This window comes from Mesorhizobium sp. M4B.F.Ca.ET.058.02.1.1, assembly GCF_003952505.1.
Lineage (GTDB): Bacteria > Pseudomonadota > Alphaproteobacteria > Rhizobiales > Rhizobiaceae > Mesorhizobium.
Window position 1 is genome coordinate 6,125,346 of sequence record NZ_CP034450.1, and the last position, 24,385, is coordinate 6,149,730.

General features: G+C 64.0%; 24 protein-coding genes and 1 tRNA gene. 14 read left to right on the forward strand and 11 right to left on the reverse strand.

Features of this window, described 5'->3' with window-relative positions; all coding sequences use genetic code 11:
* The first annotated feature begins 63 nt into the window (after window positions 1-63).
* The gene (locus EJ073_RS29910) at window positions 64-357 is read left to right on the forward strand and encodes an HlyU family transcriptional regulator (RefSeq protein ID WP_126058796.1); all 294 of its coding nucleotides are present in this window, start codon (window positions 64-66) and stop codon (window positions 355-357) included.
* A gap of 11 nt (window positions 358-368) precedes the next feature.
* Here EJ073_RS29910 and EJ073_RS32655 read toward each other — a convergent pair whose 3' ends face one another.
* The 4 genes from EJ073_RS32655 to EJ073_RS29925 all read right to left on the reverse strand — a co-directional run bounded on the left by EJ073_RS32655 (window position 369) and on the right by EJ073_RS29925 (window position 5,133).
* The gene (locus tag EJ073_RS32655) at window positions 369-1,250 is read right to left on the reverse strand and encodes a hypothetical protein (protein ID WP_245455792.1); all 882 of its coding nucleotides are present in this window, start codon (window positions 1,248-1,250) and stop codon (window positions 369-371) included.
* Complete coding sequence (locus EJ073_RS29915; RefSeq protein WP_245455420.1) at window positions 1,145-2,944, reverse strand: polynucleotide kinase-phosphatase; 1,800 nt, start codon at window positions 2,942-2,944, stop codon at window positions 1,145-1,147. The genes EJ073_RS32655 and EJ073_RS29915 overlap by 106 nt, the downstream gene beginning before the upstream one ends.
* Complete coding sequence (locus EJ073_RS29920) at window positions 2,941-4,323, reverse strand: 3' terminal RNA ribose 2'-O-methyltransferase Hen1 (protein ID WP_126058797.1); 1,383 nt, start codon at window positions 4,321-4,323, stop codon at window positions 2,941-2,943. Before EJ073_RS29920 ends, EJ073_RS29915 begins: the two co-directional genes overlap by 4 nt.
* Before the next feature lie 168 nt (window positions 4,324-4,491).
* Window positions 4,492-5,133, reverse strand: coding sequence for an FMN-dependent NADH-azoreductase (locus EJ073_RS29925; RefSeq protein WP_126058798.1), 642 nt, complete (start codon window positions 5,131-5,133; stop codon window positions 4,492-4,494).
* Between the two features lie 109 nt (window positions 5,134-5,242).
* On the opposite strand from EJ073_RS29925, the gene EJ073_RS29930 reads away from it, so the two are divergent.
* A complete protein-coding gene (locus EJ073_RS29930; protein WP_126058799.1) occupies window positions 5,243-6,199 on the forward strand; it encodes a LysR family transcriptional regulator in 957 nt (318 codons plus the stop codon).
* Here EJ073_RS29930 and EJ073_RS29935 read toward each other — a convergent pair.
* Entirely contained in the window at window positions 6,132-6,758 is a 627-nt protein-coding gene (locus EJ073_RS29935; protein WP_126058800.1) for a TetR/AcrR family transcriptional regulator, read from the reverse strand. The genes EJ073_RS29930 and EJ073_RS29935 overlap by 68 nt on opposite strands.
* Window positions 6,759-6,824: 66 nt before the next feature.
* On the opposite strand from EJ073_RS29935, the gene EJ073_RS29940 reads away from it, so the two are divergent.
* Both EJ073_RS29940 and EJ073_RS29945 read left to right on the forward strand, forming a co-directional pair.
* Window positions 6,825-7,250: a VOC family protein gene (locus EJ073_RS29940; RefSeq protein ID WP_126058801.1), complete on the forward strand. Its 426-nt coding sequence runs from the start codon at window positions 6,825-6,827 to the stop codon at window positions 7,248-7,250.
* A gap of 440 nt (window positions 7,251-7,690) precedes the next feature.
* Window positions 7,691-10,396: a patatin-like phospholipase family protein gene (locus tag EJ073_RS29945; protein WP_210211265.1), complete on the forward strand. Its 2,706-nt coding sequence runs from the start codon at window positions 7,691-7,693 to the stop codon at window positions 10,394-10,396.
* Between the two features lie 48 nt (window positions 10,397-10,444).
* Here the strand turns inward: EJ073_RS29945 and EJ073_RS29950 are convergent, their stop codons facing one another.
* On the reverse strand, window positions 10,445-11,395 hold the full coding sequence (locus tag EJ073_RS29950; RefSeq protein ID WP_126058803.1) for a trypsin-like peptidase domain-containing protein: 951 nt from the start codon (window positions 11,393-11,395) through the stop codon (window positions 10,445-10,447).
* A gap of 168 nt (window positions 11,396-11,563) precedes the next feature.
* On the opposite strand from EJ073_RS29950, the gene EJ073_RS29955 reads away from it, so the two are divergent.
* From EJ073_RS29955 to EJ073_RS29965, 3 genes are all read left to right on the forward strand, one after another.
* Window positions 11,564-12,436, forward strand: coding sequence for a S1C family serine protease (locus tag EJ073_RS29955; RefSeq protein WP_126058804.1), 873 nt, complete (start codon window positions 11,564-11,566; stop codon window positions 12,434-12,436).
* A gap of 7 nt (window positions 12,437-12,443) precedes the next feature.
* Entirely contained in the window at window positions 12,444-13,106 is a 663-nt protein-coding gene (locus EJ073_RS29960; RefSeq protein WP_126059388.1) for a helix-turn-helix transcriptional regulator, read from the forward strand.
* Window positions 13,107-13,475: 369 nt separating this feature from the next.
* Window positions 13,476-14,342 carry an NAD(P)-dependent oxidoreductase gene (locus EJ073_RS29965; protein WP_126058805.1) on the forward strand — a complete coding sequence of 289 codons (867 nt, stop codon included), beginning with the start codon at window positions 13,476-13,478 and terminating at the stop codon, window positions 14,340-14,342.
* Between the two features lie 18 nt (window positions 14,343-14,360).
* Here the strand turns inward: EJ073_RS29965 and EJ073_RS29970 are convergent, their stop codons facing one another.
* Together EJ073_RS29970 and EJ073_RS29975 are read right to left on the reverse strand one after the other, a co-directional pair.
* Window positions 14,361-14,876, reverse strand: a complete 516-nt coding sequence (locus tag EJ073_RS29970) for a TIGR00645 family protein (RefSeq protein ID WP_126058806.1) — start codon at window positions 14,874-14,876, stop codon at window positions 14,361-14,363.
* 283 nt (window positions 14,877-15,159) lie between these two features.
* Complete coding sequence (locus EJ073_RS29975; RefSeq protein ID WP_126059389.1) at window positions 15,160-17,421, reverse strand: OmpA family protein; 2,262 nt, start codon at window positions 17,419-17,421, stop codon at window positions 15,160-15,162.
* Window positions 17,422-17,620: 199 nt separating this feature from the next.
* Here EJ073_RS29975 and EJ073_RS29980 point away from each other — a divergent pair, with 199 nt between their 5' ends.
* Together EJ073_RS29980 and EJ073_RS29985 are read left to right on the forward strand one after the other, a co-directional pair.
* Entirely contained in the window at window positions 17,621-18,067 is a 447-nt protein-coding gene (locus tag EJ073_RS29980) for a YcgN family cysteine cluster protein (protein ID WP_126058807.1), read from the forward strand.
* Between the two features lie 221 nt (window positions 18,068-18,288).
* The gene (locus EJ073_RS29985; RefSeq protein WP_126058808.1) at window positions 18,289-18,672 is read left to right on the forward strand and encodes a hypothetical protein; all 384 of its coding nucleotides are present in this window, start codon (window positions 18,289-18,291) and stop codon (window positions 18,670-18,672) included.
* Between the two features lie 181 nt (window positions 18,673-18,853).
* On the opposite strand, the gene EJ073_RS29990 is transcribed toward EJ073_RS29985, so the two are convergent.
* Complete coding sequence (locus EJ073_RS29990; RefSeq protein WP_126058809.1) at window positions 18,854-19,573, reverse strand: SIMPL domain-containing protein; 720 nt, start codon at window positions 19,571-19,573, stop codon at window positions 18,854-18,856.
* A gap of 133 nt (window positions 19,574-19,706) precedes the next feature.
* Between EJ073_RS29990 and EJ073_RS29995 the strand changes: the two genes are divergently transcribed.
* Window positions 19,707-19,782 (forward strand) — tRNA-Ile (locus EJ073_RS29995).
* A 6-nt stretch (window positions 19,783-19,788) separates the two neighbouring features.
* On the opposite strand, the gene EJ073_RS32660 is transcribed toward EJ073_RS29995, so the two are convergent.
* Complete coding sequence (locus tag EJ073_RS32660; protein ID WP_245455421.1) at window positions 19,789-19,986, reverse strand: MarR family transcriptional regulator; 198 nt, start codon at window positions 19,984-19,986, stop codon at window positions 19,789-19,791.
* Window positions 19,987-19,990: 4 nt separating this feature from the next.
* Here EJ073_RS32660 and EJ073_RS32665 point away from each other — a divergent pair, with 4 nt between their 5' ends.
* Both EJ073_RS32665 and EJ073_RS30010 read left to right on the forward strand, forming a co-directional pair.
* Window positions 19,991-20,464, forward strand: coding sequence for a hypothetical protein (locus EJ073_RS32665; protein WP_245455422.1), 474 nt, complete (start codon window positions 19,991-19,993; stop codon window positions 20,462-20,464).
* Window positions 20,439-21,476, forward strand: coding sequence for an MBL fold metallo-hydrolase (locus EJ073_RS30010; protein ID WP_126058812.1), 1,038 nt, complete (start codon window positions 20,439-20,441; stop codon window positions 21,474-21,476). The genes EJ073_RS32665 and EJ073_RS30010 overlap by 26 nt, the downstream gene beginning before the upstream one ends.
* Before the next feature lie 52 nt (window positions 21,477-21,528).
* Here EJ073_RS30010 and EJ073_RS30015 read toward each other — a convergent pair whose 3' ends face one another.
* A complete protein-coding gene (locus EJ073_RS30015) occupies window positions 21,529-22,476 on the reverse strand; it encodes a LysR family transcriptional regulator (protein WP_245455423.1) in 948 nt (315 codons plus the stop codon).
* A gap of 158 nt (window positions 22,477-22,634) precedes the next feature.
* Here EJ073_RS30015 and EJ073_RS30020 point away from each other — a divergent pair, with 158 nt between their 5' ends.
* Complete coding sequence (locus EJ073_RS30020) at window positions 22,635-23,381, forward strand: RraA family protein (protein WP_126058813.1); 747 nt, start codon at window positions 22,635-22,637, stop codon at window positions 23,379-23,381.
* Window positions 23,374-24,384, forward strand: a complete 1,011-nt coding sequence (locus EJ073_RS30025; RefSeq protein ID WP_210211266.1) for a D-2-hydroxyacid dehydrogenase family protein — start codon at window positions 23,374-23,376, stop codon at window positions 24,382-24,384. Before EJ073_RS30020 ends, EJ073_RS30025 begins: the two co-directional genes overlap by 8 nt.
* Window position 24,385: the final 1 nt, after the last annotated feature.

Consider the following 24,385-nt stretch of genomic DNA (forward strand, 5'->3'; position numbering starts at 1 on the left):
TAAATGCGATAATGAGAACCGGCGCAGGCATTTTGCGCCGAGGTGAAAGTGGAGATTTGAACCATGTCTTTTCTGAAAAAGCTTTTCGGCGGTGGCGGCGGCGATGCGGGCGAACCCAAGAACGCGGCGCCGGCAAAGCAGGTCGAGCACAAGGGTTTCCTGATCAGCGCCACGCCCTACAAGGCCGACGGCCAGTACCAGACCTGCGGCGTGGTCTCGAAGGAAATCGACGGCGTGACGAAGGAACACCGTTTCATCCGCGCCGACCGTTTCGCCGGCCTGGACGATGCCGTCGACATCTCGATCAAGAAAGGCATCCAACTGGTCGACGAGCAGGGCGAGCGAATCTTCGGCTAGGACTATCATTGCTACAGCCTTGGGTCGATCGGCTCGCTTTCCAGTGCCAGCACGCCGAACACACACTCGTGTACCCGCCGCAGCGGTTCCTGTGCCACAAACCGCTTCAGCGCCTCGTGACCGAGAGCGAACTCCCTGTGCGCCAGACTGCGCTTGCCGCCCAGCCCACGTTCCCGCAGGCGAACGAGGTTATCCTGCGCATCGTATTCGGGGCCGTAGATGATGCGCAGATACTCCCGGCCGCGCACCTTCAACGCCGGCTGGATCAGCCCCTTTTTGCCGCGGCTCACGAAGTCGCGCGGCTTGACGACCATGCCTTCCCCGCCCGAACCGGTCAGCGCCTCCCACCAAGCGATCGTTTCCGCGCACGCATTGGCGTCGGCCAGATCGAGCGTACGCCACCGCGTGCCGGTCACCACGCCATCGTCGGCAGTCAGACGGGCCGCAAGCGTCATGTGCCAGACGTGGTCCTTGTCGAACCAGACATGTCCTTCGCTGGCGAGTAGGTGGAACGGCGCGACCTTCAGGTCGTCGATGCCAGTGACCGGCCATACGTAGGGTGCCCAGGCGGTGGCGTATTTGGTCGCGCGCGCGGCCCGGTCATCGAACCGGGCATTCAGGCCGGCGGCATCGACGCCGCGCGCCAATGCCCGGGCCAACGCCTCGCGGCTCGCCTGGAAGCCGGCGGCCGAGGAGGTCGCCACCGGCGCATACTGGCTTTCGATCAGGCTGCCGGCTTTGGCCGACCAGGGCATTATCTCGGCGTCCAGCAGCAGCCAGTCACTGCTCAGTTCGTTCCACAGGTCCGCCGCATCGACGCTCGCGCGAAGACGGGCGAGCAGGCCTTCCGTCGTGGCGGATCCTTGAAAAAGGAGCGCCCCGTCCGGGTCCAGATCGCGCCGGTCTCGTTTCCTGACACACCGAAGCGCTCGCGCGCCGCCCTTGCGTTCCGGCACAACGCGATGACGGCTCGCGAACCCATATGCTTTTCCTCGCACACGACCTGAGCGACGCCACGTTCGCGAAAATGAGCGAAGGCTTCCTCTGGGCGCTCGAGCCAGTCGCTTTGGTTGCTGGTCTCGGACGGCGACATCGTTGGCGGCAGATACACCAGCCATTGCGGCGCCAGCGCGAAGCGGCTCATCACTTCCAGTGCCGCCGCCGCGTTCTCTTCGGCCACGACGATCCGGCCCCTTAGTTCGGTCTCGATCCAGCGGCGACCCGAGACGTCCTGATAGTCGAGCACGCCGTCGGCGTCGGCCTGGGCCGATTTGCCGGGATCGGATCCACCCAAAGGACGTATCGGTTCGGACCAGACCTGGATTGCCGGCACCTCGACAAGTTCGCGCTCCGGCCAGCGCAAGGCCGTCAGCTTGCCGCCGAAAACGCAGCCGGTGTCGATGCACAGGGTGTTGTTGAGCCATTCCGCCGACAGCATCGGCGTATGCCCGTAGATCACGGCCGTCTTGCCGCGATAGGCTGTGGCCCAGTCGGCGCGGACGGGCAGGCCGAATTCATCGATCTCGCCCGTGGTCTCGCCATAAAGGGCGAATTCGCGCACGGCGCCCGAACCACGTCCGATCATCTCTTCCTTGAGGCCGGCGTGGGCAACCGCCAGGCGTCCACCGTCCAGCCAGACGTGGCTGCGCAGACCGTCAAGGAAAGCCGGCAGAGCCTCTCGGAGGCCGCGATCCTGAGCATCCAACTGGTCGATGGTTTGCTGCAGGCCGTGGGCGACCGTGACCTTGCGGCCTTCCAGCCAGCGGCCGAGCTTGCGTTCGTGATTGCCCTGGACACAGTAGGCAGTGCCGGCCGCCACCATGCCCATGACGATGCGCAGCGCGTCGGGCGAGTTGGGACCGCGATCGACGATATCTCCGACAAAGACGGCCTTGCGTCCCTCCGGCGGGGTGACGACGACCGTTCGGTCGCCGCGATCCTCGGACCAGGCGACGCTGTAGCCGAGTTGGCCAAGCAGGGTCTGAAGTTCGTCGGCGCAGCCGTGGATGTCGCCAATGATGTCGAACGGACCGGAGTCGTCCCGCTTGTCGGTCCACAGCGGTTGGCGCGAGACCTTGGCGGCATCGACGCTGGCCTCGCTGCCAAGCTTCCAGACCTGGCGGAAGCCCTCGCGTTGCAGGCCGCCAAGACCCTTGCGGATCTCGGTCGTCATGCGTTGGGCCACACCGGCGCCGAATTGTCGGTCAGGTCGCGCTGCATTGCGCGCGATGCAGACGTCGACGCCTGGATCGATGACGACGGCGACTGGTAGAGCATGCCACTTGCGCGCCAATTCGATCCACGCCTTGCGGTCGGCTGCGCGCACGTTGGTGGCGTCGACAACTGCCAGCTTGCGATGCTTGAGTCGTTTGCCAACGATCTCGCGCATCAACTCGAAGGCGTCCGCCGAAACGTCCTGATTGGTCTCGTCGTCGGACACAAGCGCGCGGCAGCGATCCGAGGAGATGACTTCGGTCGGCAGGAAGTGCTTGGCGGCAAAGCTCGATTTGCCCGATCCGGTCGAGCCGATCAGCACCACCAGCGAGAAATCGGGAAGGGCAAGGTCGGTCTTGTCGGGCTCTCTCACCGCGTGAACACCGCCATTTGCGTGGGCGCGCCCAGGACGGCGTCAACAGCCCCGATACCGCTGAAGGCGGCGGCATAGCCATAGATCTTACCGATTTTGTCAGCCCAGGCTTCGAACTGCGCCCGGCTCCATTCGAAGCGATGGTCCGGGTGGCGGAAGTTGCCCGGGGCCAGGTTCGGAAACAGTGCGTTGTACTCCGCATTCGGAGTGGTGACGATCACGGATTTTGGCGCCGTCTCGCCAAAAACGATGCGTTCGATCAAGGGCAGCCTGTCTTGGTCGAGGTGCTCGATGACCTCGACCAGCACGGCGACGTCGGCCTCGGCCCAGCGGCCGTCTCGGTATGTCAGCGATCCATGCAACAGCGTGACCCGACCTTCGGGCGGTCCACCGAACTCGTTCAGCTTGAGACGCTTCGCAGCCCATTCCAGTTCGCGCACTGCGGGGTCGAGCCCGAACAGCTTGTGGACCCATCGCTCGCGCACGAGGCGATAGAGCAGCTTGCCTTCGCCGCATCCCAGATCGGCGATGACGGTTCCGCCGGTCGCCCGAATGGCATCGACCACCGCGTCCATGCGCAGGTCGTTCAGCCGAATAGGCACCTCCAGCGCTTCCTCGGGCGCGTCCCTGACTTCGGGGGGCAGTGCCTCGTCGGCCGTCTCGGGAGCGAGCCGCTCCAGGGCGATGCGGGCCAACGCACCGCGATTGCGCAGATAGCGGCGCACGATCAGGTCTTTGGCGGGATGGTTTTCCAGCCAGCCTTCACCCTTTGACAGCAGCTTGTCGATCTCGGCCTCGCCGACCCAGTAGTGCTTTGCGTCGTCCAACACAGGGATCAGGACATAGAGGTGGTTCAGCAAGCCGCTCAGCCGGCCTGTCCCGGTCAGCTTGAGATGACCGTATCGCCATTTGCCTGCCCGATGCCCGACATTCTCGATCGGCGTCAGATCGACGGTCCACCCCAAGGGCTCGAACAGGTCTCGAACCAGAGCCTCGCCCGCATGCATCGGCAGCGGTGTCACCACGGCCTCCAGCGGCAGCGCACTTTCGGCCAGTTCCTGGCGCTCCTTTGAAATGCCGGTCATCGCGGTCCGCAGCATTTTGTTGAGCGCCACCGACAGGAAGGACGATGCCGCATATGGCCTGTCGTTTACATACTGGTCCAGCAGGCCTTCCGCCTGGCCCTTGCCCCGTACGAGCCCGATCGGGTCGACATCGAGGAGAAGTGCGGCCTCGCAACGCTCCTCGGTTGCCTCGGGATAGAACAACCACGCCTTTCCGAAAGCGAGCTCAGTCTCGTGCAGACGATCGGGATGCTTGTGCAGCAAGAAACCGAGGTCTGTGGCCGGACCATGTGTTGTAGCAACGGACAGGAACATCAGCGACCGATAGCGCAGACCGGCAGAATAACCAATGGCGTTGCACGGCTATCTACTGAATCTGGACTGGGCGCAATGCCCTGGCCGAATGAGCAGGCACCACGGGCAAAAAAGGCAGGCGCCGCGCTGGCGCCTGCCTTTTTGCTTCGGTCGGGATGGCGTCGTGCGTTACGCCGCTGCCGCAACCTGCTTGCCGGCGGTTCCGGCCACCACCGCGTTGACCTTGGCAGACGCCTTGGCGATCGCGGCATCAACGGCGTCCGGGCCCATGCCGACGCCTTCGATGCGGATGACGTCGACATCGGTCATGCCGAGGAAGCCGAGCACGCCACGCAGATAGGGGATGGCGTGATCCATCTGCACGGCCGCGCCCTCGGAATAGATGCCGCCGGAAGCGAGCACGATATAGACCTTCTTGCCGTTGACGAGACCCTTCGGCCCGCCTTCGCCGTAGGAGAAGGTCTTTCCCGAACGGGCGACGTGATCGACCCACGACTTCAGGGTCGAGGAGATGCCGAAGTTGATGAAGCCGGTGGCGAGGATGATGGTGTCGGCGGCGAACAGCTCGTCGAGCACCGCGTCGGAGACGCCGACGACTTCGGCCTGGCGCTGGCTGCGCGCCTCGGCGGGCGTGTTGATGCCGGTCGAATAGTCGGGATCGATATGCGGCAGCGGATTGGCGACGAGATCGCGCACGACAAGCGTGTTCGACGGATCGGCGGCAAGCAGCTTGTTGGCAAGCTCGGTGGCGATGCGGGTCGAGTGCGAGGCGGCGCCGCGCGGGCTCGAGGTGACAAGAAGAATGGACATTGCGGGGCTCTCCAGTGGGATTGAACTGTCCCGCTGAATATGGGTCGCTCGACTCATTCGAAAAACTGGTATATTTTCTATACGATCCATCCACAAAATAGATATAACGATGCAGCCCAATCCGACGCTCGACCAGTTGCAGATCCTGGTGGCGGTTGCCGACACCGGCAGTTTCTCGGCCGCCGGCCGCAAGCTGAACCGGGCGCAATCCGTCATCAGCTATGGTATCGCCAACCTGGAGGCGCAGCTTGGGCTGAAACTGTTCGAGCGCGAGGGGACGCGCGAACCGCAACTGACCGATGTCGGACGGGCGATGCTCGAAGATGCGCGGCGCATGATCGGCGTGCTGCAGCGGATGCGCTCGCGGGTCGACGGCCATCATCAGGGACTGGAGGCCGAAGTTGCGCTGTCGGTCGATGCGGCGCTGCCGTCGCCGGTGCTGGTGCGGGTGCTGAAGGCGTTCGAGGCGCAGTTTCCGACCGTGATGCTGCGCCTGCATATCGGCACGCTTGGCGTCATTCCCGATCATGTGCTCAGCGGGCAGGCCGACCTCGGTATCGGCGGCATGCTGGGCGAGGTCGACGTCCACCTCGTGCGCATCGGCTTCATGTCGATCGTGCTGGCCGCCGCGCCCAGCCATCCACTGGCGCTGCTGCCGAAGCCTGTGACGCTCGAGGATGCGCGCGAACATACGCAGCTCGTCGTCACCGACCAGTCCGAGCGCACCAAGGGACGCGATTTCGGCGTCTTCGCCTACCGCACATGGCGGCTGACCGACATGCGCACCAAGCATATGCTGATGCGGGAGGGGCTTGGCTGGGGAGGCCTGCCGCGCTGGCTGATCGCCGACGATCTGGCAAGCGGCAGGCTGGTGGAGCTCGACCTCGAGGTCTTCAGGGAGGCGCGTTCGCCGCTTTTTGCCATGCATCGCAATGACAGCAGCCCGAAGCCGGCTGCGGCCTGGCTGATCGACCGGTTCAAACGAGGGCTCGGCTGCTTCAACGAGATGGAGCCGGGCGTGTGGACCGAGGAGGAGCCGGAGACAGACCGTCGATCAGCGCCATGAGCACGGCGCGGTAGTCGCCGCTCGATGCTCCCGCTTCGACGGCAAGCGCGGCGCGGTCGAAGGCAGCGGCGAGCAATGCGGTCAGCGGCTCGATTGGCAGTCTTGCCATGGACTGCTCGCGCATCGCCGCGACGAGGCCTTCGCGCAGCGAACGGTTGCCATGGCGGTTGTCGATCTCATCCATGGCGGATCGGCCGAGCACGGCAGGCCCGTCCAGCAGCAGCAGCCGAGTGCGGCCCGGCGCCCGCATCGCCGCCAGATAGGCGTCCGAGCCGGCGATCAGCGCGTCGCGGGCAGGGAGCGAGGCGGGCGAGGCGCGCTCGACCTCTTCGGCCACCGCGGCAGCCTCCTGCTCGACCACGGCGGCAAACAGCGCCTGCTTGTCGGCGAAATGGTGATAGAGCGCGCCGCGGGTGACGCCGGCGGCGGCGACGATCTCCGGCGTGCCGGTCTCGGCATAGGACTTTTCGGTGAACAGTTTTCGCGCGGCGTCGATCAGGTCGGCGCGCGTCGCCTCGGTGCGATCGCGATTGGAGCGGCGCGCGGATTCTCGTTGCATACATGCAGCCTGTATGTTAATTGCATTTACATGCAGACTGTATGTTGTTTGACGGGAGAAGGAAAGATGAAGACGACGAGCTACTATCCGGTGCTGATGACAGGCGACGTCGCCGGTACGAAAGAATTTTATGTCGAGCATTTCGCCTTCAAGCCGCTGTTCGAGAGCGACTGGTATGTGCATCTGCAGTCGACCGAGGACCGCCGGGTCAATCTCGGCATCGTGCACGGCGACCACGAAACGATCCCGGAGGAAGGACGGGGCCGCACATCAGGTTTGCTGATCAATTTCGAGGTTGGCGACCCCGACGCGGTCTATGAGCGTGTCGTGGCGGCCGGCCTTCCGATCCTTCGCTCGCTACGCGATGAACCGTTCGGCCAGCGCCATTTCATCACCAGCGACCCGAACGGCGTGCTGATCGACGTGATCAAGCCGATCCCATTGAGCCCGGAATTTCAGGCGCAGTTTGTGCAGGAAGTGGAGGGCGGCTGAATGGGGATAGCGGGAAAGCAGGCGCGTTGCGGGCTCCGCCGCCTGAGCGAACGTCTTGCCCCACAAGTGATGAACCATAGTCAGCGCGCTGATCTTCTCCCATCTGCGAAGCAAGGCGCCTGATGCCGTCAAAATCGCTTGTGATTTTCAAGTTACGGATGATCTTGGTGACGGATTCACTTTCCAGACGGCGCTAATCCTTGCGAAAATGCTTGTGGCCTGTTGTATTGATCAGCAATAGCGGTGTCGGGGACAGCTATGGCCGGTCAAGGAGAGAAATCCGATTCTATCTTGTATACCGACGAATTCGAGACGGTTCTGCGATCAGAGTATGACGCCATCCTCGCTCGCCGCAAGGCGCTTGGCGTGGATGCTTCGAAAGATGCTGGGGTGGCAAGCCCGATTCCGTTGCCAAGGGTGATCCGGCCTGGCTGTTTGGCGTGGCGCTTTCGGGTGGCGGGATAAGATCGGCTTCGTTCTGCCTCGGCGCGCTTCAGGCACTCGACCAGTACAAGCTCATACCGCGGATCGACTATCTGTCGACGGTATCGGGCGGCGGCTACATCGGATCGGCGATGATCGCCGACATGACGCGCCAGGAACTCGAGCAAGCGAAAAGTCTGGAACTCGATCCAGCGAAGAAAAGCGAGGACGGGCCGCTCGATTTTCCCTTCGCCTCGGGCGACGACGTGCGCGACAACGCGTTGGTCGGCCACATCCGCGACAACAGCCGTTTCCTGGCGCCGCGCGGCTTCCAGGATATCACGCTGTCGATCGGCATTCTGATGCGCGGCTGGATGGTCAATGTCCTGCTGTTGCTGACGCTGATCCTGCCGTTGGCGACATTCGTCATCCTGACCAACCCGACCACCGATCATCTCGGGCACAGCATCGTGCTCGACGTCGCCAACTGGCTCTTCGGCGACGATTGGGGCAAGGCGGGATGGGCCGCCAGCCTGCGATCGCTGGTGGCCAACCCGTTCGTGCTCTCGCGGTCGATGATGGTGGTTCTCGCCGTCTGGCTGGTCGTCTGGGGATTGCGACGGTCCTATACCGACAGCTATGCCTTTGCGCGCAAAGGCGAGCGCCTGGAACAGGACAGTAGATGGGCCAAGGGCGGTCGCACCCTGCTGCTGGTCACCGCCGGCCTGCTCCTGATTGAAATTCAGCCCAAGATCATTCTGTGGCTGATCGAGGTGACCTCTCCGAAGGCTGGTCATCGGCAGACGACAATGGAGACGCTCAAGGCGCTGATCACGGCGGCGGCGGCCATCGTCACAGCCACCGCCGCCTTCAGGGGCATTCTGATTTCCTGGCTGCAGAAGGCCCTGAATTCGCCGGGGATCGGACACCAGCTGCGCGGCTATCTGGCGCGCGCGGCGTTTCTCGCACTCGGTCTCGCCCTGCCCCTGCTGATCTACGGCTTCTTTCTGTTGATCACGATCTGGGGCATCAAGATCTTTTCGCCGATCACGATCTGGGGCTTCGACGTGTCGTGGCTGTTTGGCCGCGACAGCGGCTATGCCTACGGTCCAGCCTGGCTGACGGCCGACAATCGCGTCCTGTTCACGATCCTTGTCATATCGATGGCGCTGTTTCTGGCGGCGCGAACCTTTGTGGTTCGTTATCTCGCGGACGATCTGGCCCCCGGCCGGCTCAGTGGCTTCTTTGGCGCGATGAGGCATGACTATAGCGGATCGGTGGTCATCAAGGTGCTGCTGCTTATTGCATGCTCAGCCATTTTCGCCGTGGCAGCCAGGATGGCGAAAGGTGTCTGGCAGCATGACGAATCCACCGTACTGCTCAACTATTTGGCCATCAGCGCCATCGTCACATTTGTGGCCTTCAACTTCACCGAGAACGCCAATGGGTTGCACCGCCTTTACCGCGACCGGCTTCGGCAGGCATTTCGCCTCGGCGGCAGCGAAGATCAGGCCGACATCGCTCTGGATGCCCTCGGCGCGATGGCGCCCTATCTGTTGATAAACGGCACGTTGAATGTGCGCCGCGCCAGGGATGCCGGGCAAACGGCCGAGCCTCCGAAGAGGTCCGTTCTCGTCCGCGCGATTCGCTGGGTGGGCGCCAAGGTTGCCGCAGCCATAAGGTTGAGGGCCTGGTGGGGCGGGCCGGATATCATTCTGCCGGGCCACCATCGGCCAATCGCGCCCCCACCTGCCGTGCAAGTCCACAGCCTTCCCGAGGCCGACCCGAGCAAGAGAGGGCGCAACGCCGAATTCTTCCTGTTTTCAAAACATTTCGTCGGCAGCACCTCGACCGGATATGCGTCCTCGACAGCGATGGCCAAGGCGGAGGGGCAGCTGGACCTCGCGGCGGCGGCGGCGATTTCGGGCGCCGCCATCTCGTCGAGCATGGGTCGCACCAGCCTCGGCCTGCTTGGGCCGACGCTTGCCCTGCTCAACCTGCGCCTGGGGTTCTGGCTTCCAAACCCGAGCGGGATTGCGCTTGGAAAGCGGCCCTCGCGGCGCAGTTGGGAAGACATCCTGCGGCTGTATCTGCTCGCGGAGGCGACGGGGCAGCTGAGGTCCGACAGTTCGCGGGTCTACATCACCGATGGCGGCCACATCGACAATATCGGCCTCTACCAACTGCTCAAGCGCAGGTGCAAGCTGATCATCGTGGTCGACGCCGAGGCCGATGCCGGCGTGAATTTCGGCGCCTTCACCGACGTCCAACGCTTCGCGCGGATCGATCTCGGCGTGCGCATCTCGCTCGACTGGCGACCGGTCAGGGACGCGGCGCTGGCGCGCGACGCCAACCGCACCAAGATAGTCCCGCCGGAATCGGATTTGCATCTGCGGCATTTCGCGGTCGGCAAGATCCTCTACGAGAATGATCCGGTCGAAGGCATCCTTGTCTACGTCAAGGCGTCGGTTACCGGCGATGAGCCCGACTATGTCCTCGATTACGAGCGCCGATACCCGCTTTTCCCGCATGAATCGACCAGCGATCAGTTCTTCTCGGAAGAGCAGATGGAGGCCTATCGCGCACTTGGATTCCACGCCATGCGGGTAGCGCTTCGCGAACGGCCGCATACGGCTGAGATCAACGCCGAGGACAGCGCGCAGGCAAGTCTGGTTGCCTTGCTGAAGATGCGTCTGGGCAATCAGGGGCAAGAGATCAGATAGCGCATCGAGGACGCCCCGGTGATTACCGGGGCGTTGCGAGCAGGTCGCTCAGTTCGGCCTTGCCACCGGCGTCACCGCGACCTGGCTGACGCCGGTCCGCCGCACCACGGTGCAAAGCGTCTCGCGGCCGATGCGCTCGGCGTCGAGCATGCGCACGAGGTCGTCGACGCCGGTGACCGGACGGCCATCTATCGCGGCGATGATGTCGCCTTCCTTCAGCCCGGCCCTTGCTGCCGGGCTGTTCTTCTCGACGCTGCGCAGGCGCACGGCGGTGCTGCTCGAGACCTGCGACAGAAGGGCGGCGCGGCGCGGCAAATTGGTGGTGTCGGCGGAGACGCCGATAAAGGCGCGTCGCACGCGGCCGAAGCGGATGATCTCCGAAATGACGAAATTGGCGGTGTTGGAGGCGACGGCGAAGGCAATGCCTTGCGCGCCGTGGATCATGGCGGTGTTGACGCCGATCACCTCGCCCGCCGACGACACCAGCGGCCCGCCGGAATTGCCGGGGTTGAGCGCCGCGTCGGTCTGGATGACGTCGTCGATCAGTCGCCCGGTCGAGGCGCGCATCGAGCGGCCGAGCGCGGAGACGACGCCGGCGGTGACCGTCCATTCGAAGCCGAGCGGATTGCCGATGGCGATCGCGATCTGGCCGCGCCTCAGGCGCTTGGAGTCGCCGAGCGGTGCGACGTCGGCGAAGCTGCCGTCAGCGCGCACCAGCGCTATGTCGGTGTCGGGGTCGCGGCCAAGCACGCGGCCTTCGCGCGAGGCGCCGTCCGGCATGGTGACGCGCACGGCGCGCGCGTCGCCGACGACATGGAAATTGGTGACGATCAGCCCGTCCGGCGTGATGACGAAGCCGGAGCCATGGCCGCCCGCGCCGCCGATGCGCTCGATGCGGCAGACGGCAGGGCCGATGCGGTCGACCGCGTCGGCGACGGTCGTCGAATAGGCGTCGAGCAGCGTGTCGTCGGTTTGGAGTTTGGCGGCGGCGAGGGCCATGAGCGGGCTCCGTGATATCAGGCTTGATCGTGACTATATGTGCGGAGCGGCTGCGACAGCCGCGACCTGACCAGATGGCCAGTCGTGAGGCCAACTGGCCATCAGGCGAGTACCGGCCAGCGCGCTGTCGAACGATATCTGGGTAACCGCAAACCCAGGAGAACCATGATGAGCGACTTCAATTTGAGCGCATTTTCCGACGCAATCGCCGATCTCGCGGCAGCGGCCGCGCCGGCGACGGCGAGCCTTGCAACCCATCATCATCGGACAGCGAGCGCCTTCCACTGGCGCGACGGCTATTTCGTCACCGCCGAGGAAGTCGTGGAGGCGGGCGAGGAGATCGAGCTGACGCTGACTTCGGGCGAAACGGTCAAGGCCGAGCTTGTCGGCCGCGATCCCTCGACCGGGGTCGCCCTACTGAAGCCGGCCGACGCGGCAAATGCGCCGTCGCTCGCCAGAGCGGATGCGGTGCGGCCGGGCCATGTCGCCATCACCGTCGGCAACAGCGACGGCGCGGCGCTTGCCGTGTTCGGCTCGGTCGGCGAGGTCGGTCCGGCCTGGCGCTCGATGCGCGGCGGCACGATCGACCGGCGCATCAATCTCGCCGTCAATGCCGGCTCTCGCTTCGAGGGTGGTCCCGTGCTCGATGCCAAGGGCGGGCTGATCGGCATGCTCCTGTTCGGGCCGCGCCGGCGGGCACTGGTCATGCCTTACGAGACGATCGAGCGGGCGGTGGCGACGCTGCGCGAGAAGGGCCACGTCGCGCGCGGTTATCTCGGCGCCGGCCTGCATCCGGTCCACAACAGCGACACCCACGGCGCGATGGTGATGAGCCTCGACGACAACGGTCCGGCCAAGGCCGCCGGCCTGCATCTCGGCGACATAATCGTGGCATGGAACGGCGAGGCGGTGCAGGGCCCGCGTGACCTGATCCGCAAGCTCGGGCCGGACAGCGCCGGAGCGTCGGTGACGCTCGGCGTCGTGCGCGCCGGCGAGGCGCGCGATGTTGCCGTGTCCATCGGCGAAAAGCCGCTGAGCTGAGGGCATGATGGCGGTCGCGGCGATAGCAAACCACAGGAAGGCGGATCAGGCCGCCGCAGAGCGGCGGCTGACCGTGCTGATCGCGCTCGGCAGCGCCGCGCGGGCCGAGCAACTATCCGAGGCGCTCGCCGCAACCGGCGATCTGCTGCCGGTCATGGCCGGGAACCGATCAGGACAGGCCGTGGATGTCGCCATCATCGACGAGGATGGCCTGGAGGGCAGGGCGATCGATGCTGCGCTGCCCAGGGTGCTGCTGTCGCGGCGTCCCGATCATGAACAGCCCGCCGACAGCGTGCTTGCCGTGCTGCCCGCTTCGTCCGACGAATTGCTGATCGCCGCTGCCGCGCGGCTTGCAGCCGCCGGCTACCGTATTTCGGGCGCGGGCGGGCCGCTGGCCGGTCGGCACGACGACCTCTCCTTCCATGACAGCGATCCGTTCGACGAGGATCGTGCCGACACAAACCATGCCCGGCCAACGCTTTCGCCTCGCGAGGCGGAAGTGTTGGCGCTCCTTGCCGAGGGCGCGCCCAACAAGGTGATCGCCCGACGGCTGAACATTTCCGTGCACACGGCGAAGTTCCATGTCGCGGCGATCCTGATCAAGCTCGGTGCCGCCAACCGCACCGATGCGATCGCCATCGCCATGCGGCAGGGGCTGGTGCTGGTCTGAGGGCCTATTGATATTCCGGTGAGGCCGGCCTGCGAATGGCGGCTTCCTGCGCTTGTACGGCGCCGCGCGTCCTGTTGGACGCGCTAAGGACGCCGTACCACTCATACTTTGCGCATGATCCTTTCCAAAAATCGTACCGATTTTGGGGTCATGCGCGTGCTCACGTACTTTAAGTACGCTCCGCTCCGGTTCTCGGAAGCCACCATTCTCGACTCGGCCTGACCGGAATCTCAATAGACCCTGTTCCGCCTCACCTCGTTTCTGGACCCTACGCAGCGTAACCCGCTCGCGGCGGGTCGGGCCTTGCGCTCTGGTCGCCTGCCGCGCAAAGGTTCGCGCCTGCGATGTAGTTAAGGAAGCGGAGAAAAAATGTCGCTCAAGGGAAAGACGCTGTTCATCTCCGGCGGGTCGCGCGGCATCGGGCTGGCGATCGCGCTGCGCGCGGCGCGCGACGGCGCCAATGTGACGATCGCCGCCAAGACGGCGGAGCCGCATCCGAAGCTGCCGGGCACGATCTACACGGCGGCGGAGGAGATCGAGCAGGCCGGCGGCAAGGCGCTGCCGGTGCTATGCGACATTCGCGAGGAGGCGCAGGTGGCCGAGGCGGTCGCCAAGACGCTGGAGCGCTTCGGCGGCATCGACATCTGCGCCAACAATGCCAGCGCCGTCCAGCTTACCGGCACGCTGGAGACCGACATGAAGCGCTACGATCTGATGCACCAGATCAACACGCGCGGCACCTTCCTGGTCTCAAAAATGTGCATTCCGCACCTGAAGTTGGCAAAGAATCCTCATATCCTGAATCTGGCGCCGCCGCTCGACATGGTGGCCAAATGGTTCAAGAACCATGTCGCCTACACCATGGCCAAGTTCGGCATGTCGATGTGCACGCTGGGCATGAGCGCGGAATTCGCCAAGGACGGCATCGCCGTCAACTCGCTGTGGCCGATCTCGACCATCGACACGGCCGCGGTGCGCAATCTTCTGGGCGGCGCGTCGGTGGCGGCGATGAGCCGTTCGCCCGACATCATGGCCGATGCAGCGCATGCGATATTCCTGCGTCCATCGCGCGAGGCGACCGGCAATTTCTACATCGACGAGGAGGTGCTGCGTGCCGAGGGCGTCAGCGATTTTTCCATCTATTCGCCGGGCGCGACAGGGCCGCTCGCCGGCGACTTCTTCGTGCCGGACGAGGTGTTTGCCCGGACGGAAAGCAAGATCAAAACCATCTACTGACGGGCAGCGGGCGAGGTCTCAGTCCTCAACTTTCTTGCCTTTGGCCAGACCCATCAGCCGGTCGATATAGGCCAGCATCAGCGCCGAGAGGACGAAGGCGAGGTGGATGATGGTCAGCCACATCAGCTGGTCGGTGGTGTAGGAGACGGAATTCAGGAAGACCTGAAGCAGGTGGATCGAGGAGATGGCGACGATGGTCGAGGCGACCTTGACCTTGAGCGAGCCGACATCGATCGTGCCCAGCCAGTGCACCTTGCCGTCATTTTCGTCGAAGCGACTGACGAAGTTCTCGTAGCCGGAGATGATCACCATCACCACCAGCGAAGCGACCAGGGCGGCGTCGATCAAGCCGAGTATCTTCAGGATGGTGTCGGTGTCGCCGAGCGACAGCGCGTTAAGGACGAACTCGTAGAGCTTCTTGCCGAACGACACCGCATAAATGGCGAGCGCGAGGCCAAGCCCGATATAGAACACGACCAGCAGCCAACGCGAAGCGAGGATGATCGATTCGATCGCGAGTTCGAGACGTTTCATGCGCCGGTTCCGCTTTTGGTTTCAGTTCGCAAGGTCAAACAAAACCCCGCCGGAGAGGGCCGGCGGGGCTCATGTGTCCCGCTGGAGTCGGGACAGGGCAGGGAACGCCCTGTCCCGAATCTGGGTACATCAATCCGGCAATTCAATGATTTCGCTCGAATCGAAGCTGAATTCTTCTTGAGCCCCAAACCCTTGTGAGCATTGCCCATCCCGGCAGGATCGGGATGGGCGCGCTGTTGTCGCACTGAATCCAGAAGCCGCACTATGCTTCTGGAACGGCGGGCTAATTCGCGCTGGCCACTGGCGCCACCAGCGAGGTGATGCGGCGGATGGCAACACGACGGTTCTCGCGGTTTGGCCCTTGCGTGTCGACCTTGAGATACTCCTCGCCATAGCCCTGCGTCGTCAGGTTTTCGGGTGGGATGCCGAAGGCATTGGTGAGCGCCTCGGCGACCGCCTCCGCTCGCCTGTCCGACAAGGCAAGGTTCGCCTCGGGCGTGCCGACCGCATCGGTATGGCCCTCGATCAGGAAGGTTTCCGCCGGGTTCTTCTTCAGCAGCTTCTCCATGGCAGTGGCTACGCCTTCCAGCTTCTGCACCTCGGTGTCCGAGATCGTCGCCGAGCCGAACTCGAAGTTCAGCGTGTCGAGGTCGATGCGGCGGGCGATGTCGCGCACGCGGGCAGAGCGCTTGACCTCGTCGACCGAGTAGAGGCGCTGCACCCTTTCGACGGGCGGCTGTTCGAGGAAGGTATAGTACTCGTCCGGGTCCTCGACATCCTCCGAATCCAGGATGTAATCGCGGCGCGAGATGGTGAGCCGCATCGGCGGCAGGTCGTCGCCGGGATCGCGCCAGTCGTCGACATCACGGTAGTAGCGCTCGTCGACATAGCTCAGCACATATTCGCGGCCGTCGGGCGTGATGCGCGAACGTTGGATGACGTCGCCATAACGGTTGCGGATGGTGACGATCTGCACGCCGTTGTCACGCTCGACGATTTCGCGAATGCGGCCGCCGGACAGATCTTCATAGTAGACATTCCTGGCGCCGCGATGCATGCGCGGCGCATCGTTGCTTTCGACGATCGTCTGGTTGTTGAATTGGATGATGACGCGGTCGCCGAATTGCTTGAGGACGTCGGCGCCTTGCGGACGCGGACGGCGGCTTACGTCTTCCTCTTCAGGCGCGCGCTCGACGCGCGTGCCTTTTTCCTCGGTCACCGGAACGATCTTTTCAGGCTGGATTGCCTGCTGGGCCGACTTGTCGTCGGTTGGCGGCGGTCCCTGATCGACAGGAGCCGGCTTCGGAGCTTGCGCCTGCTCGCCGTTCTGCCGAACGGGCTGACCGGCTCCCTCGGCGTTCTGGCCTTCGGTGGTCTGTCCGCCGGCACTCTGGCCGGCCTGATCCTTACCGCCCTTGTGCTTGCGTCGGGCGTCCTTCTGGCTGTCCAGAAGCGGCGCTTCGTCCGGGTTGGCCGTGGCCTCGCCCTGGGCCGGGGTTTCACCCTGCGCGGGCTGGGTCGCCTGTTCGCCAGCGGCAGGCTGCTCGCCGGTTGCGGGCTGTTCTTCCGTCACCGGCTGCTCGCCGACAAGTTTCTTGCCAAGCTTCTTCTTGTCCTGAGGCTGTTCGCCCTGGGCGGGAGCTGCCTGCTGCTCGGTGGGCACGGGAAGCGGTTCAGTCTGCGGGACAGGCTCGCCGGGTGCCGCCTGTTTGGCCGGCGCCTGCTCGGCGGGCGCAGCCTCGATCTGCTGATCCTGCTTGCGCTTCTTCTTGCGCAGATTGTCCTGCCGATTGTTGTCGTTTGCCGGCGCGACCTGGTCTGAAGGCTGTTCGGCGGGTGCCGCTTCGATCTGTTGCTGGTCGCCTTTCTTCTTGCGCAGTTTGAGCGGCTGCTCACCGTTCGACGGAGCCGCCTGTTCAACTGGCTGATCCGCTGGAGCTGCTTCGATCTGCTGCTGGTCACGCTTCTTCTTGCGCGGCTTGATCGGCTGCTCGTCGTTAGCCGGAGCCGCCTGCTCGGCGGGCTGTTCGGCGGGTGCTGCTTCGATTTGCTGCTGCTGTTCGCGCTTCTTCTTGCGCAGGTTGTCCTGCCGGTTGTTGTCCGCCGGCGCGATCTGTTCGGCAGGAGCCGCTTCGATCTGCTGCTGGTTGCGCTTCTTCCTGCGCGGCTGCTGCTCTTCGGCGGCAGGCGCGGCTTGTTCGGCCGGCGCCTGTTCCGTTTCCTGCTGTTGCTGTTCTACCTTGCGCTTGCGTGGTTTTTGTTCCTGCTCGGCGGGTGCGGCCTGCTCGGCCGGCGCGGATTCGGTTTGCTGCTGCTGCTCGCGCTTCTTTTTCTTGGGCTGTTCCGGTTCAGCCTGCTGGTTCTGCGCGCAGGCTTCGGCTGATTCCCCCTCGGCGCAGCTCGCTTGCGCAAGAATCAATGGCGCGGCGGCGTGCTGCATGGAGCCGAAAACGGCACCGCCCTGCAGCGGGTACGCGCCCAACGGCGCGGATGCCATCAGCAGGCCGATCGCGGTGCCTGCCAGAATCCGTGGTTGGCGTTTCATTTCAAATTCTCCTTGTGGGGTCCCATCCCTGCCCAAAACTTTCATCATCGGGATTTGGTTCCGACGTGTGGGCATTAGCGGCAACGAAGGACGATTGACCGGCGTTTTGAAGGCAACTTCGTGTTTTTCATATGATGCATGTGTCATTTACGCCACTGCCGCGCTTGACCTTGGCGCCGGCCGGGGCCACATCCGCGCAATGGGTGCGCCGTTCTGGAAAACCAAGACTCTTGAGGCGATGACGCCGGTCGAGTGGGAATCGCTCTGCGACGGTTGCGGGAAGTGCTGCCTGTCGAAGCTCGAGGACGAGGACACCGGCGAGATCTACTGGACGAGCGTCGGCTGTCGGCTGTTCGACGCCGAAAGCTGCCGCTGCGCCGATTATGCCAACAGATTGGCCCGGGTTCCGGACTGCGTTGGGCTGACTCCGCAGAATGTGCGCACTATCAGCTGGCTGCCCAGGACCTGCGCCTATCGGTTGATAGCTGAGGGGCATGACCTCTATTGGTGGCACAGGCTGGTCTCGGGGAGCGACGAGACGGTGCACGAAGCCGGCATCTCGATCCGCGGTCGGGTCAAGGCCAAGGAAACCGACCTTGCCGAGCCGGACGACTATTTTGACTATATGCTCGACGACGAGCCCTGAACCGATTTTCGCCGCAAACCGATAGGAAATAGCACGCGCCGGATCGGCCTCGGCCGGAACCGGCGGGGCCGTGGGGCGTTTGGGGTCCGGCCGCTCACAACCGATGGCTTGCCGGATGAACCGAAGATGAATGGACGGTTCGCAGAAGGTTCAGACAGGCAGGCGCATTCTCGCACCATCGGCTCACAAGGGGCGAGAGCCCTCAACAAGGAGAGAAAACGATGTTCAACACGATCAAGACGGCAGCCCTTTCGGCGCTGGTCGGCCTCGGCACGCTTGCCGCCATTCCCGCCGCCCATGCCGACAGCCTCTATCTCGGTTTCGGCAACAACCAGGATCCCCGCTTCGGCGTCTACACCGGGGACGATGACGGTTACTACCATCGCCGTCACCGCTCGGATGATAACGATTGGCGTGACGACCGCGGCTGGCGCCGGGGCTGTTCGCCGGAGCGCGCGCTCGACAAGGCCGAGCGCATGGGCTTGCACCGTGTCCGCATCGTCGATGTCGGCCGCCGCACGGTCAAGGTTATGGGCCGCCAGTACGGCGATCGCGTCGTGGTGGTATTCGCCAATGTGCGCGGCTGCCCGATCATCTATCGCTAAGGAACACAAGCCGGCCCCGGCTTGAACGCCTAGCAGAGCCCCTTTCCGCCAGGGCGGAAGGGTGCGGCTCAAGAAGAACCCCGGAGGACTGGTCCTCCGGGTTTTTCATGCGCAGCAGGGGTCGGTCACAGCCGGCCGGACCTGCGTCCGGCCCCGCCGACGCAAGCCGGCCGGACCACGCTCACTTCAATTCGAAGGTGACGGTAACCTGCACGGCGTAAGCGTTCTCGCCCGCCTGCACCGGGACCGACGCGCCCGCGGCATCGAAGGCCTTGGCGTTGATCGGCATCGGCGGCGGCGCGATGTTCTGGTCGGTAATCTCCAGCACCCGGCCGATGCTGACACCGGCGGCCTCGGCCAGCGTCCTGGCCTTGGCCATGGCGTCGGCGACCGCCTTCTTGCGGGCCTCGGTGACAGCGGCGGACGGGTCTTCGTTGGAGAAGGCAATGCCGCCACCCTGGTTGACGCCGAGCGACACCGCCTTGTCGAGGATATCGCCGGTCTTGTCGATGTCGCGGATGCGCACCGAAAGCGTGTTGGTCACCTGGTAGGCGACAAGCTCGGCCTCCTGGCTGCCGTCCGGCTTGTTGGTGTAGTTGTAGCGCGGATTGATCTGGATGCCCGCCGTCTGCAGGTCGCGGTCCTTGATGCCGGCCGATTTCATCGCCGCGATCACCGCGGCCATGGCGTCGTTGTTGGCGTCGAGCGCGGCGCGCGCGGTCTTGGCCTCGCGCATGACGCTGAGCGTCAACAGCGCGAGATCGGGCGCTGCGGTCGCATGGCCTTCGCCCGACACGACGATGCGGGGCGCGGCTTGCGAATCGGCGGCGCCGGCCGCCGCCGGCAAGGCGATGGCGGCAGCAAGCGCCAGGGGCATGAGGGGCAAAAGACGTCTGGTCATGAAAATCTCCTCGGTCTGCGAACCAGTCGCATCTGGCAACTAGAGCGCGAATATGGGCTGATTTGGGCGATCGCTGCCAGCCCGCCCGGAAAGCCTTGTGCCGAGGAAGGAAAAACACTAAGCCAGCCGCGTGGGGCCTGTAGCTCAATGGTTAGAGCCGGCGGCTCATAACCGCTTGGTTGGGGGTTCGAGTCCCTCCGGGCCCACCATTGTTGTTACAAGGCATAGTTTTCCGCTCCGCGTCGCGTGCGGTGGACACTCACGCCGCGGCGGTCTTGCGGATCGACATGCCGCTCGATCAGCCCCTTTGTTTCCAGATCACGCAGCACCGGCGACACATTGGTGCGCTGCAGGCCGGTCGCGCCGGCGATCTGGCTGGGCGTGGCCGAGGCGTGCAGGACGAGGTGGCGCATCGCCATGACCTCCGACTGCGACAGCTGCACGGCGCGCTCGTCCGCGCGGTCGATGGCCCGAGCCGGCGGGCTGCATGACCTTGGCGTGCATGTGCTGCTCGCCGGTGCCTTCCTGCCGATCGCCGATTTCTTCATCGTCAACGTGGCGCTGCCGACGATCCAGGCCTCGCCCAAGGCGCCGGCGGCGCTCGATTTCGGCCACTGCTTGAGGGTTCGGCCTTCCTTGTTAGCCTGCGCCGGCCTTCCAGCATGTCGCGCATCGTGTCCAGCAGGGGTTATTCAAGGGAGTAATAAGGCCGCCCCTGACAATGAAATTAGACGGGCTTGCTATTTCCGGGAACAGTACGCGCACGAGATCGCGGCCCGGATGCAAGACTTCGGCAACGAGGAACTTGCGGAAGGGCTTCCTTCCATCCGCAGTGCCGCGCCAGAGCGCAGACAGAGGTTGGAAAATGGTCGCCCCCCGGCTAACGCTTGATCGCCTGTTCAACGACACCGACGCCCCTGTCCAGCCCGGGTCGAGCAATAGCGATGCCGTCAATCCCACCCGTCGCGCCTTTTTGGCTGGCGGCTGCCTTTGCCTTGCCTGCAGCTTTGCGGGGCCTGTGCTCGCTGATGCGCCCATGGCGAAAAGCCGGGCGCCCGGTTTCTATCGCCTGACGGTCGGCGACTTCGAGGTGACGGCGCTGTCCGACGGCACCAATATGCTGCCCGCCACGAAGTTGCTGCGAGGCGACCCGGCGCGGATCGAAGACGCTTTGAAGCGCGACTACCTCGGCGACGTCGTGGAGACCTCGCACAATTCCTTCCTCGTGAACACCGTAGCCAAGCTGGTCCTGATCGACGCCGGTGCGGGCTCGCTGCTGGGAGCAACTACGGGCCAGCTGGTGGGCAATCTGCGCGCGTCGGGGTATCGACCAGAGCAGGTAGACGAGCTTTACCTCACGCATCTGCACACGGATCATGTCGGTGGTCTTATGGCCGGCAACGATCGGGTCTTTCCCAATGCAATCGTGCGTGTCGACAAACGGGACACGGACTTCTGGCTTAGCGAGGCAAGCCTGCGCGCTGCTCCGGCAGAGGCGAGGCGGTTTTTTGAAGCCGCGGTCGCATCGATCACGCCCTATATGCGAGCCGGCAAGCTCGCCGTCTTCGAAGGCGACACCGACCTCGTGCCCGGCGTGCGCGCCCAGGCAGCCTACGGGCACACTCCCGGGCACACCATGTACGTGGTCGAGAGCGGGTGCGAGAAGGTCGTGCTGTGGGGCGACGTCGTGCATGTCGCTGCCGTGCAATTCAAAGATCCCTCCGTCACCATCGGGTACGATGGGGACGCTTCGGAGGCCGAAAACGTGCACAGGCTGGCTTTCGCGGATGCGGCAAAGAACGGCTACATCGTCGGCGGCGCGCACATATCGTTTCCCGGCCTGGGTCGCGTGCGCCACGACGCCGAGAATGTCTACACCTATGTGCCCTTGAACTACGGCTAGACGTTTGCCGGGAGCACAGTCGCGCGTAAGTCGTTCCGCTTCGCAAGGCAGGCTACACCTGCCCAGCGGAGGCTTCTTTTCCACTCGGCGGGACACCCAAGGGTGATCCGCAAACGTCTGCTACCAGTGCCCGAAACCATTGGTGGGCGGGGTGGGTGTGCAGTCGTTCGTGCCAGATCAGCTTGTAGAGCAGTTTCTCCGTCTCGAACGGCAGGTCTCGCACCACCAACCGGGGCTCATCAGTGACGGCGCGCCAGGGCCCGCTGAAAAAGCCAAGCGGCACGCAGGTGAGAAGGTCACTGCGCGAGACGATCCTCAGCGCGTCGGAAAAATGATTGACCACGGCAGCGATCGTCCTTGTGCGCCCCGTCAGGCTGAGCCAGCCATCCACCAATCCCAGCCCCAGGCCTGATGGGGTCACCAGAACATGCGCCGCAGCGGTGAACTGGTCCAGGGTCAGGCCCTGGGCCAGATCGTGCCCGCTGCGCATGACGCAGACATAGCGATCCGTCCGCAGACTTTGCACATGCACTTCTCTCGGCAGCGAGGCAAACATGCCTACCGCGCAGTCGAGCGTGCCGCGATCGATTGCGTCCAGCGAGGCCTCATGGGTATGGATGGCGAAAGAAACGCGGGCGCGTGGGGACGCTGCCTGTAACCTCAGTGCGATCGCGCTGACCGCTTCCATCGCCAGACTGTCTGTGATCGCGATCCGGAAACTGGTCGCGCCCGATGCGGGATCGAAGTCGTCGGGCGCGAAGGAGGCACGGATTGCCGTAAGCGAACGATGAAGTTCAGGCCACATCGCGACCATGCGTGAAGTAGGTTCGACCCCGGACGCGGTCTTGAGAAAGAGCTGGTCCTTGGTCAGCTTGCGGGCGCGCCGCAGGGCATTGCTGACCGCAGGTTGACTCATCGCCAGGCTCGAGGCCGCGCGCGTTACATTTCTTTCCAGCATGATGGCTTCAAGGACTGCGATCAGGTTCAGATCGAGGCGCACGTTATTCACCTGGGAAATGATGCTCGTGTCTAAATCTAAATTGGACGCGCCGAACCGGACAGGCAATCCTGTTTCGAACGAGCAGCCGAACACATGCGAGTGAATACGTGAACCTCGCAGCCGGTGGTAAAAGCTCCGTACAAAACAGAGGACACGTCATGAATGATCTCGCTTTCGCGGACGTATTGCCGAAGCTCACCGGCAAGATCAGCGCCGAGCGCATCCGATTGATGCGAACGCCGCGGCCGTCGAAGGAATTGATCGACGGCTTCAAGCGGATCGGCGACGCCACGAGCGTCATTTCGGATATTATGGATGAGCTTGGCATCACCGGTGTCGTCGGCGCATCGACGCTGAAGCCGACCTTGCCCTCGGCTTCGATTGTCGGTCCGGCGCTCACGGTGCGCAACATCCTGCAGCGCGAGCATGTCTACGAGACGGCGAGAAACCACGTCAATCGCATGGCGGAGTTCGAAGCTCACAACCTGGCGCTGCCGGGCGACGTGATCGTCATAGACGGCGTCGCCGGCGTTTCCAACATGGGCGGGATTTCGGCCCAGACGGGAAAGAGGCAGGGGGAAGCCGGAGCAATCGTCTTCGGAGGGATTCGCGACCTCGGGCATTCGCGCCGGGTCGGATATCCGCTTTGGGCCACGGAGGTCACGCCGGCGACGGGCAAATGGCGTATCGAAACCGTGGAGATCAATGGCGACATCCAGATCGCCGGCATAAGGGTAGGGGCGGGCGACATCGTGGTCGCCGACGAAACCGGTGTCTGCTTCATCCCGATCGCGCGAGCCGCCGAGGTTCTCGCGAAAGCGTTGAAGAAGTCGGCGTTCGAAGAGGCAAAGTGCGAGGCGATCGACTCCGGCGTCGCCGTAGCGGACCTGCCCAGCAATGCGTAACGCGACAAGAAATTCATCGCGAAAACTGCGCGTCGCCATCATCAACGATTACCAGGACGTGGTTCGCACGCTGGATTGCTTTTCCAAGCTGGAGGGCCATGACGTCAGCATCTGGACCGACATCGTCGCGGATATCGACGTCCTGGCGGACCGGCTGTCCGATGCGGATGTGCTGGTACTGATGCGCGAGCGAACCCGGGTCGGTGAAGACCTGCTCTGCCGCCTGCCCAACCTGAAGCTCATCAGCCAGAACGGCCACATTCCCCACATCGATCTGGGCGCCTGCGACAGGCACGGCGTCATCGTTTCCTCCGCGGTCACAGCGCGCCCGTCCTATTCCACGGTTGAACTTACCTGGGGGTTGATCATCGCAGCGATGCGCAACATCCCGTTTGAAACCGCATCGCTGCGCCAGGGCCACTGGCAGACGACCATCGGGCTTGGTCTGAGGGGCCGTGTTCTCGGCATCTACGGTTTCGGCAGATTGGGCTCGATGGTCGCGCAGATCGGCAGGGCCTTCGGCATGGAGGTGCTGGTTTGGGGCCGCCAAGGCTCGCTTGCCCGCGCCCAGTCCGAGGGCTTCAAAACCGCTTCCGACAGGGCCACGTTGTTCAGGCTGTCGGATGTTCTCAGTTTGCACCTGCGGCTGACTGCCGAGACCGCCGGTGCGATCGGTCCTGATGACCTGGCCCTGATGAAGCCGACCGCATTGCTGGTGAACACCAGCCGCGCCGAATTGATTCAACCCGGAGCGCTGGTGGCGGCGCTGAAGAGCGGCAGCCCCGGAAAGGCCGCCATCGACGTCTTCGAACGCGAGCCGCTTACCGATGCGGCCGATGCCCTGCTCGGGCTTCCCAATGCGCTGTGCACGCCGCACCTCGGCTACGTTGAACGGGACAATTACGAATTCGCCTACGGCAACGCGTTTGACCAGATCGTCGCGTTCGCCGAGGGGAACCCGATCAACGTCCATAGTGTCCATGACCTGAGACAGGATCACTGAA

Excerpts from the sequence above, each read along its gene's own strand:
- EJ073_RS29910 (WP_126058796.1), top strand. The coding sequence starts at position 64 with ATGTCTTTTCTGAAAAAGCTTTTCGGCGGTGGCGGCGGCGATGCGGGC.
- EJ073_RS29920 (WP_126058797.1), bottom strand. The coding sequence starts at position 4,323 with ATGTTCCTGTCCGTTGCTACAACACATGGTCCGGCCACAGACCTCGGT.
- EJ073_RS29925 (WP_126058798.1), bottom strand. The coding sequence starts at position 5,133 with ATGTCCATTCTTCTTGTCACCTCGAGCCCGCGCGGCGCCGCCTCGCAC.
- EJ073_RS29930 (WP_126058799.1), top strand. The coding sequence starts at position 5,243 with ATGCAGCCCAATCCGACGCTCGACCAGTTGCAGATCCTGGTGGCGGTT.
- EJ073_RS29935 (WP_126058800.1), bottom strand. The coding sequence starts at position 6,758 with ATGCAACGAGAATCCGCGCGCCGCTCCAATCGCGATCGCACCGAGGCG.
- EJ073_RS29940 (WP_126058801.1), top strand. The coding sequence starts at position 6,825 with ATGAAGACGACGAGCTACTATCCGGTGCTGATGACAGGCGACGTCGCC.
- EJ073_RS29950 (WP_126058803.1), bottom strand. The coding sequence starts at position 11,395 with ATGGCCCTCGCCGCCGCCAAACTCCAAACCGACGACACGCTGCTCGAC.
- EJ073_RS29955 (WP_126058804.1), top strand. The coding sequence starts at position 11,564 with ATGAGCGACTTCAATTTGAGCGCATTTTCCGACGCAATCGCCGATCTC.
- EJ073_RS29960 (WP_126059388.1), top strand. The coding sequence starts at position 12,444 with ATGGCGGTCGCGGCGATAGCAAACCACAGGAAGGCGGATCAGGCCGCC.
- EJ073_RS29965 (WP_126058805.1), top strand. The coding sequence starts at position 13,476 with ATGTCGCTCAAGGGAAAGACGCTGTTCATCTCCGGCGGGTCGCGCGGC.
- EJ073_RS29970 (WP_126058806.1), bottom strand. The coding sequence starts at position 14,876 with ATGAAACGTCTCGAACTCGCGATCGAATCGATCATCCTCGCTTCGCGT.
- EJ073_RS29975 (WP_126059389.1), bottom strand. The coding sequence starts at position 17,421 with ATGAAACGCCAACCACGGATTCTGGCAGGCACCGCGATCGGCCTGCTG.
- EJ073_RS29980 (WP_126058807.1), top strand. The coding sequence starts at position 17,621 with ATGGGTGCGCCGTTCTGGAAAACCAAGACTCTTGAGGCGATGACGCCG.
- EJ073_RS29985 (WP_126058808.1), top strand. The coding sequence starts at position 18,289 with ATGTTCAACACGATCAAGACGGCAGCCCTTTCGGCGCTGGTCGGCCTC.
- EJ073_RS29990 (WP_126058809.1), bottom strand. The coding sequence starts at position 19,573 with ATGACCAGACGTCTTTTGCCCCTCATGCCCCTGGCGCTTGCTGCCGCC.
- EJ073_RS32660 (WP_245455421.1), bottom strand. The coding sequence starts at position 19,986 with ATGCGCCACCTCGTCCTGCACGCCTCGGCCACGCCCAGCCAGATCGCC.
- EJ073_RS32665 (WP_245455422.1), top strand. The coding sequence starts at position 19,991 with ATGACCTCCGACTGCGACAGCTGCACGGCGCGCTCGTCCGCGCGGTCG.
- EJ073_RS30010 (WP_126058812.1), top strand. The coding sequence starts at position 20,439 with ATGGTCGCCCCCCGGCTAACGCTTGATCGCCTGTTCAACGACACCGAC.
- EJ073_RS30020 (WP_126058813.1), top strand. The coding sequence starts at position 22,635 with ATGAATGATCTCGCTTTCGCGGACGTATTGCCGAAGCTCACCGGCAAG.
- EJ073_RS30025 (WP_210211266.1), top strand. The coding sequence starts at position 23,374 with ATGCGTAACGCGACAAGAAATTCATCGCGAAAACTGCGCGTCGCCATC.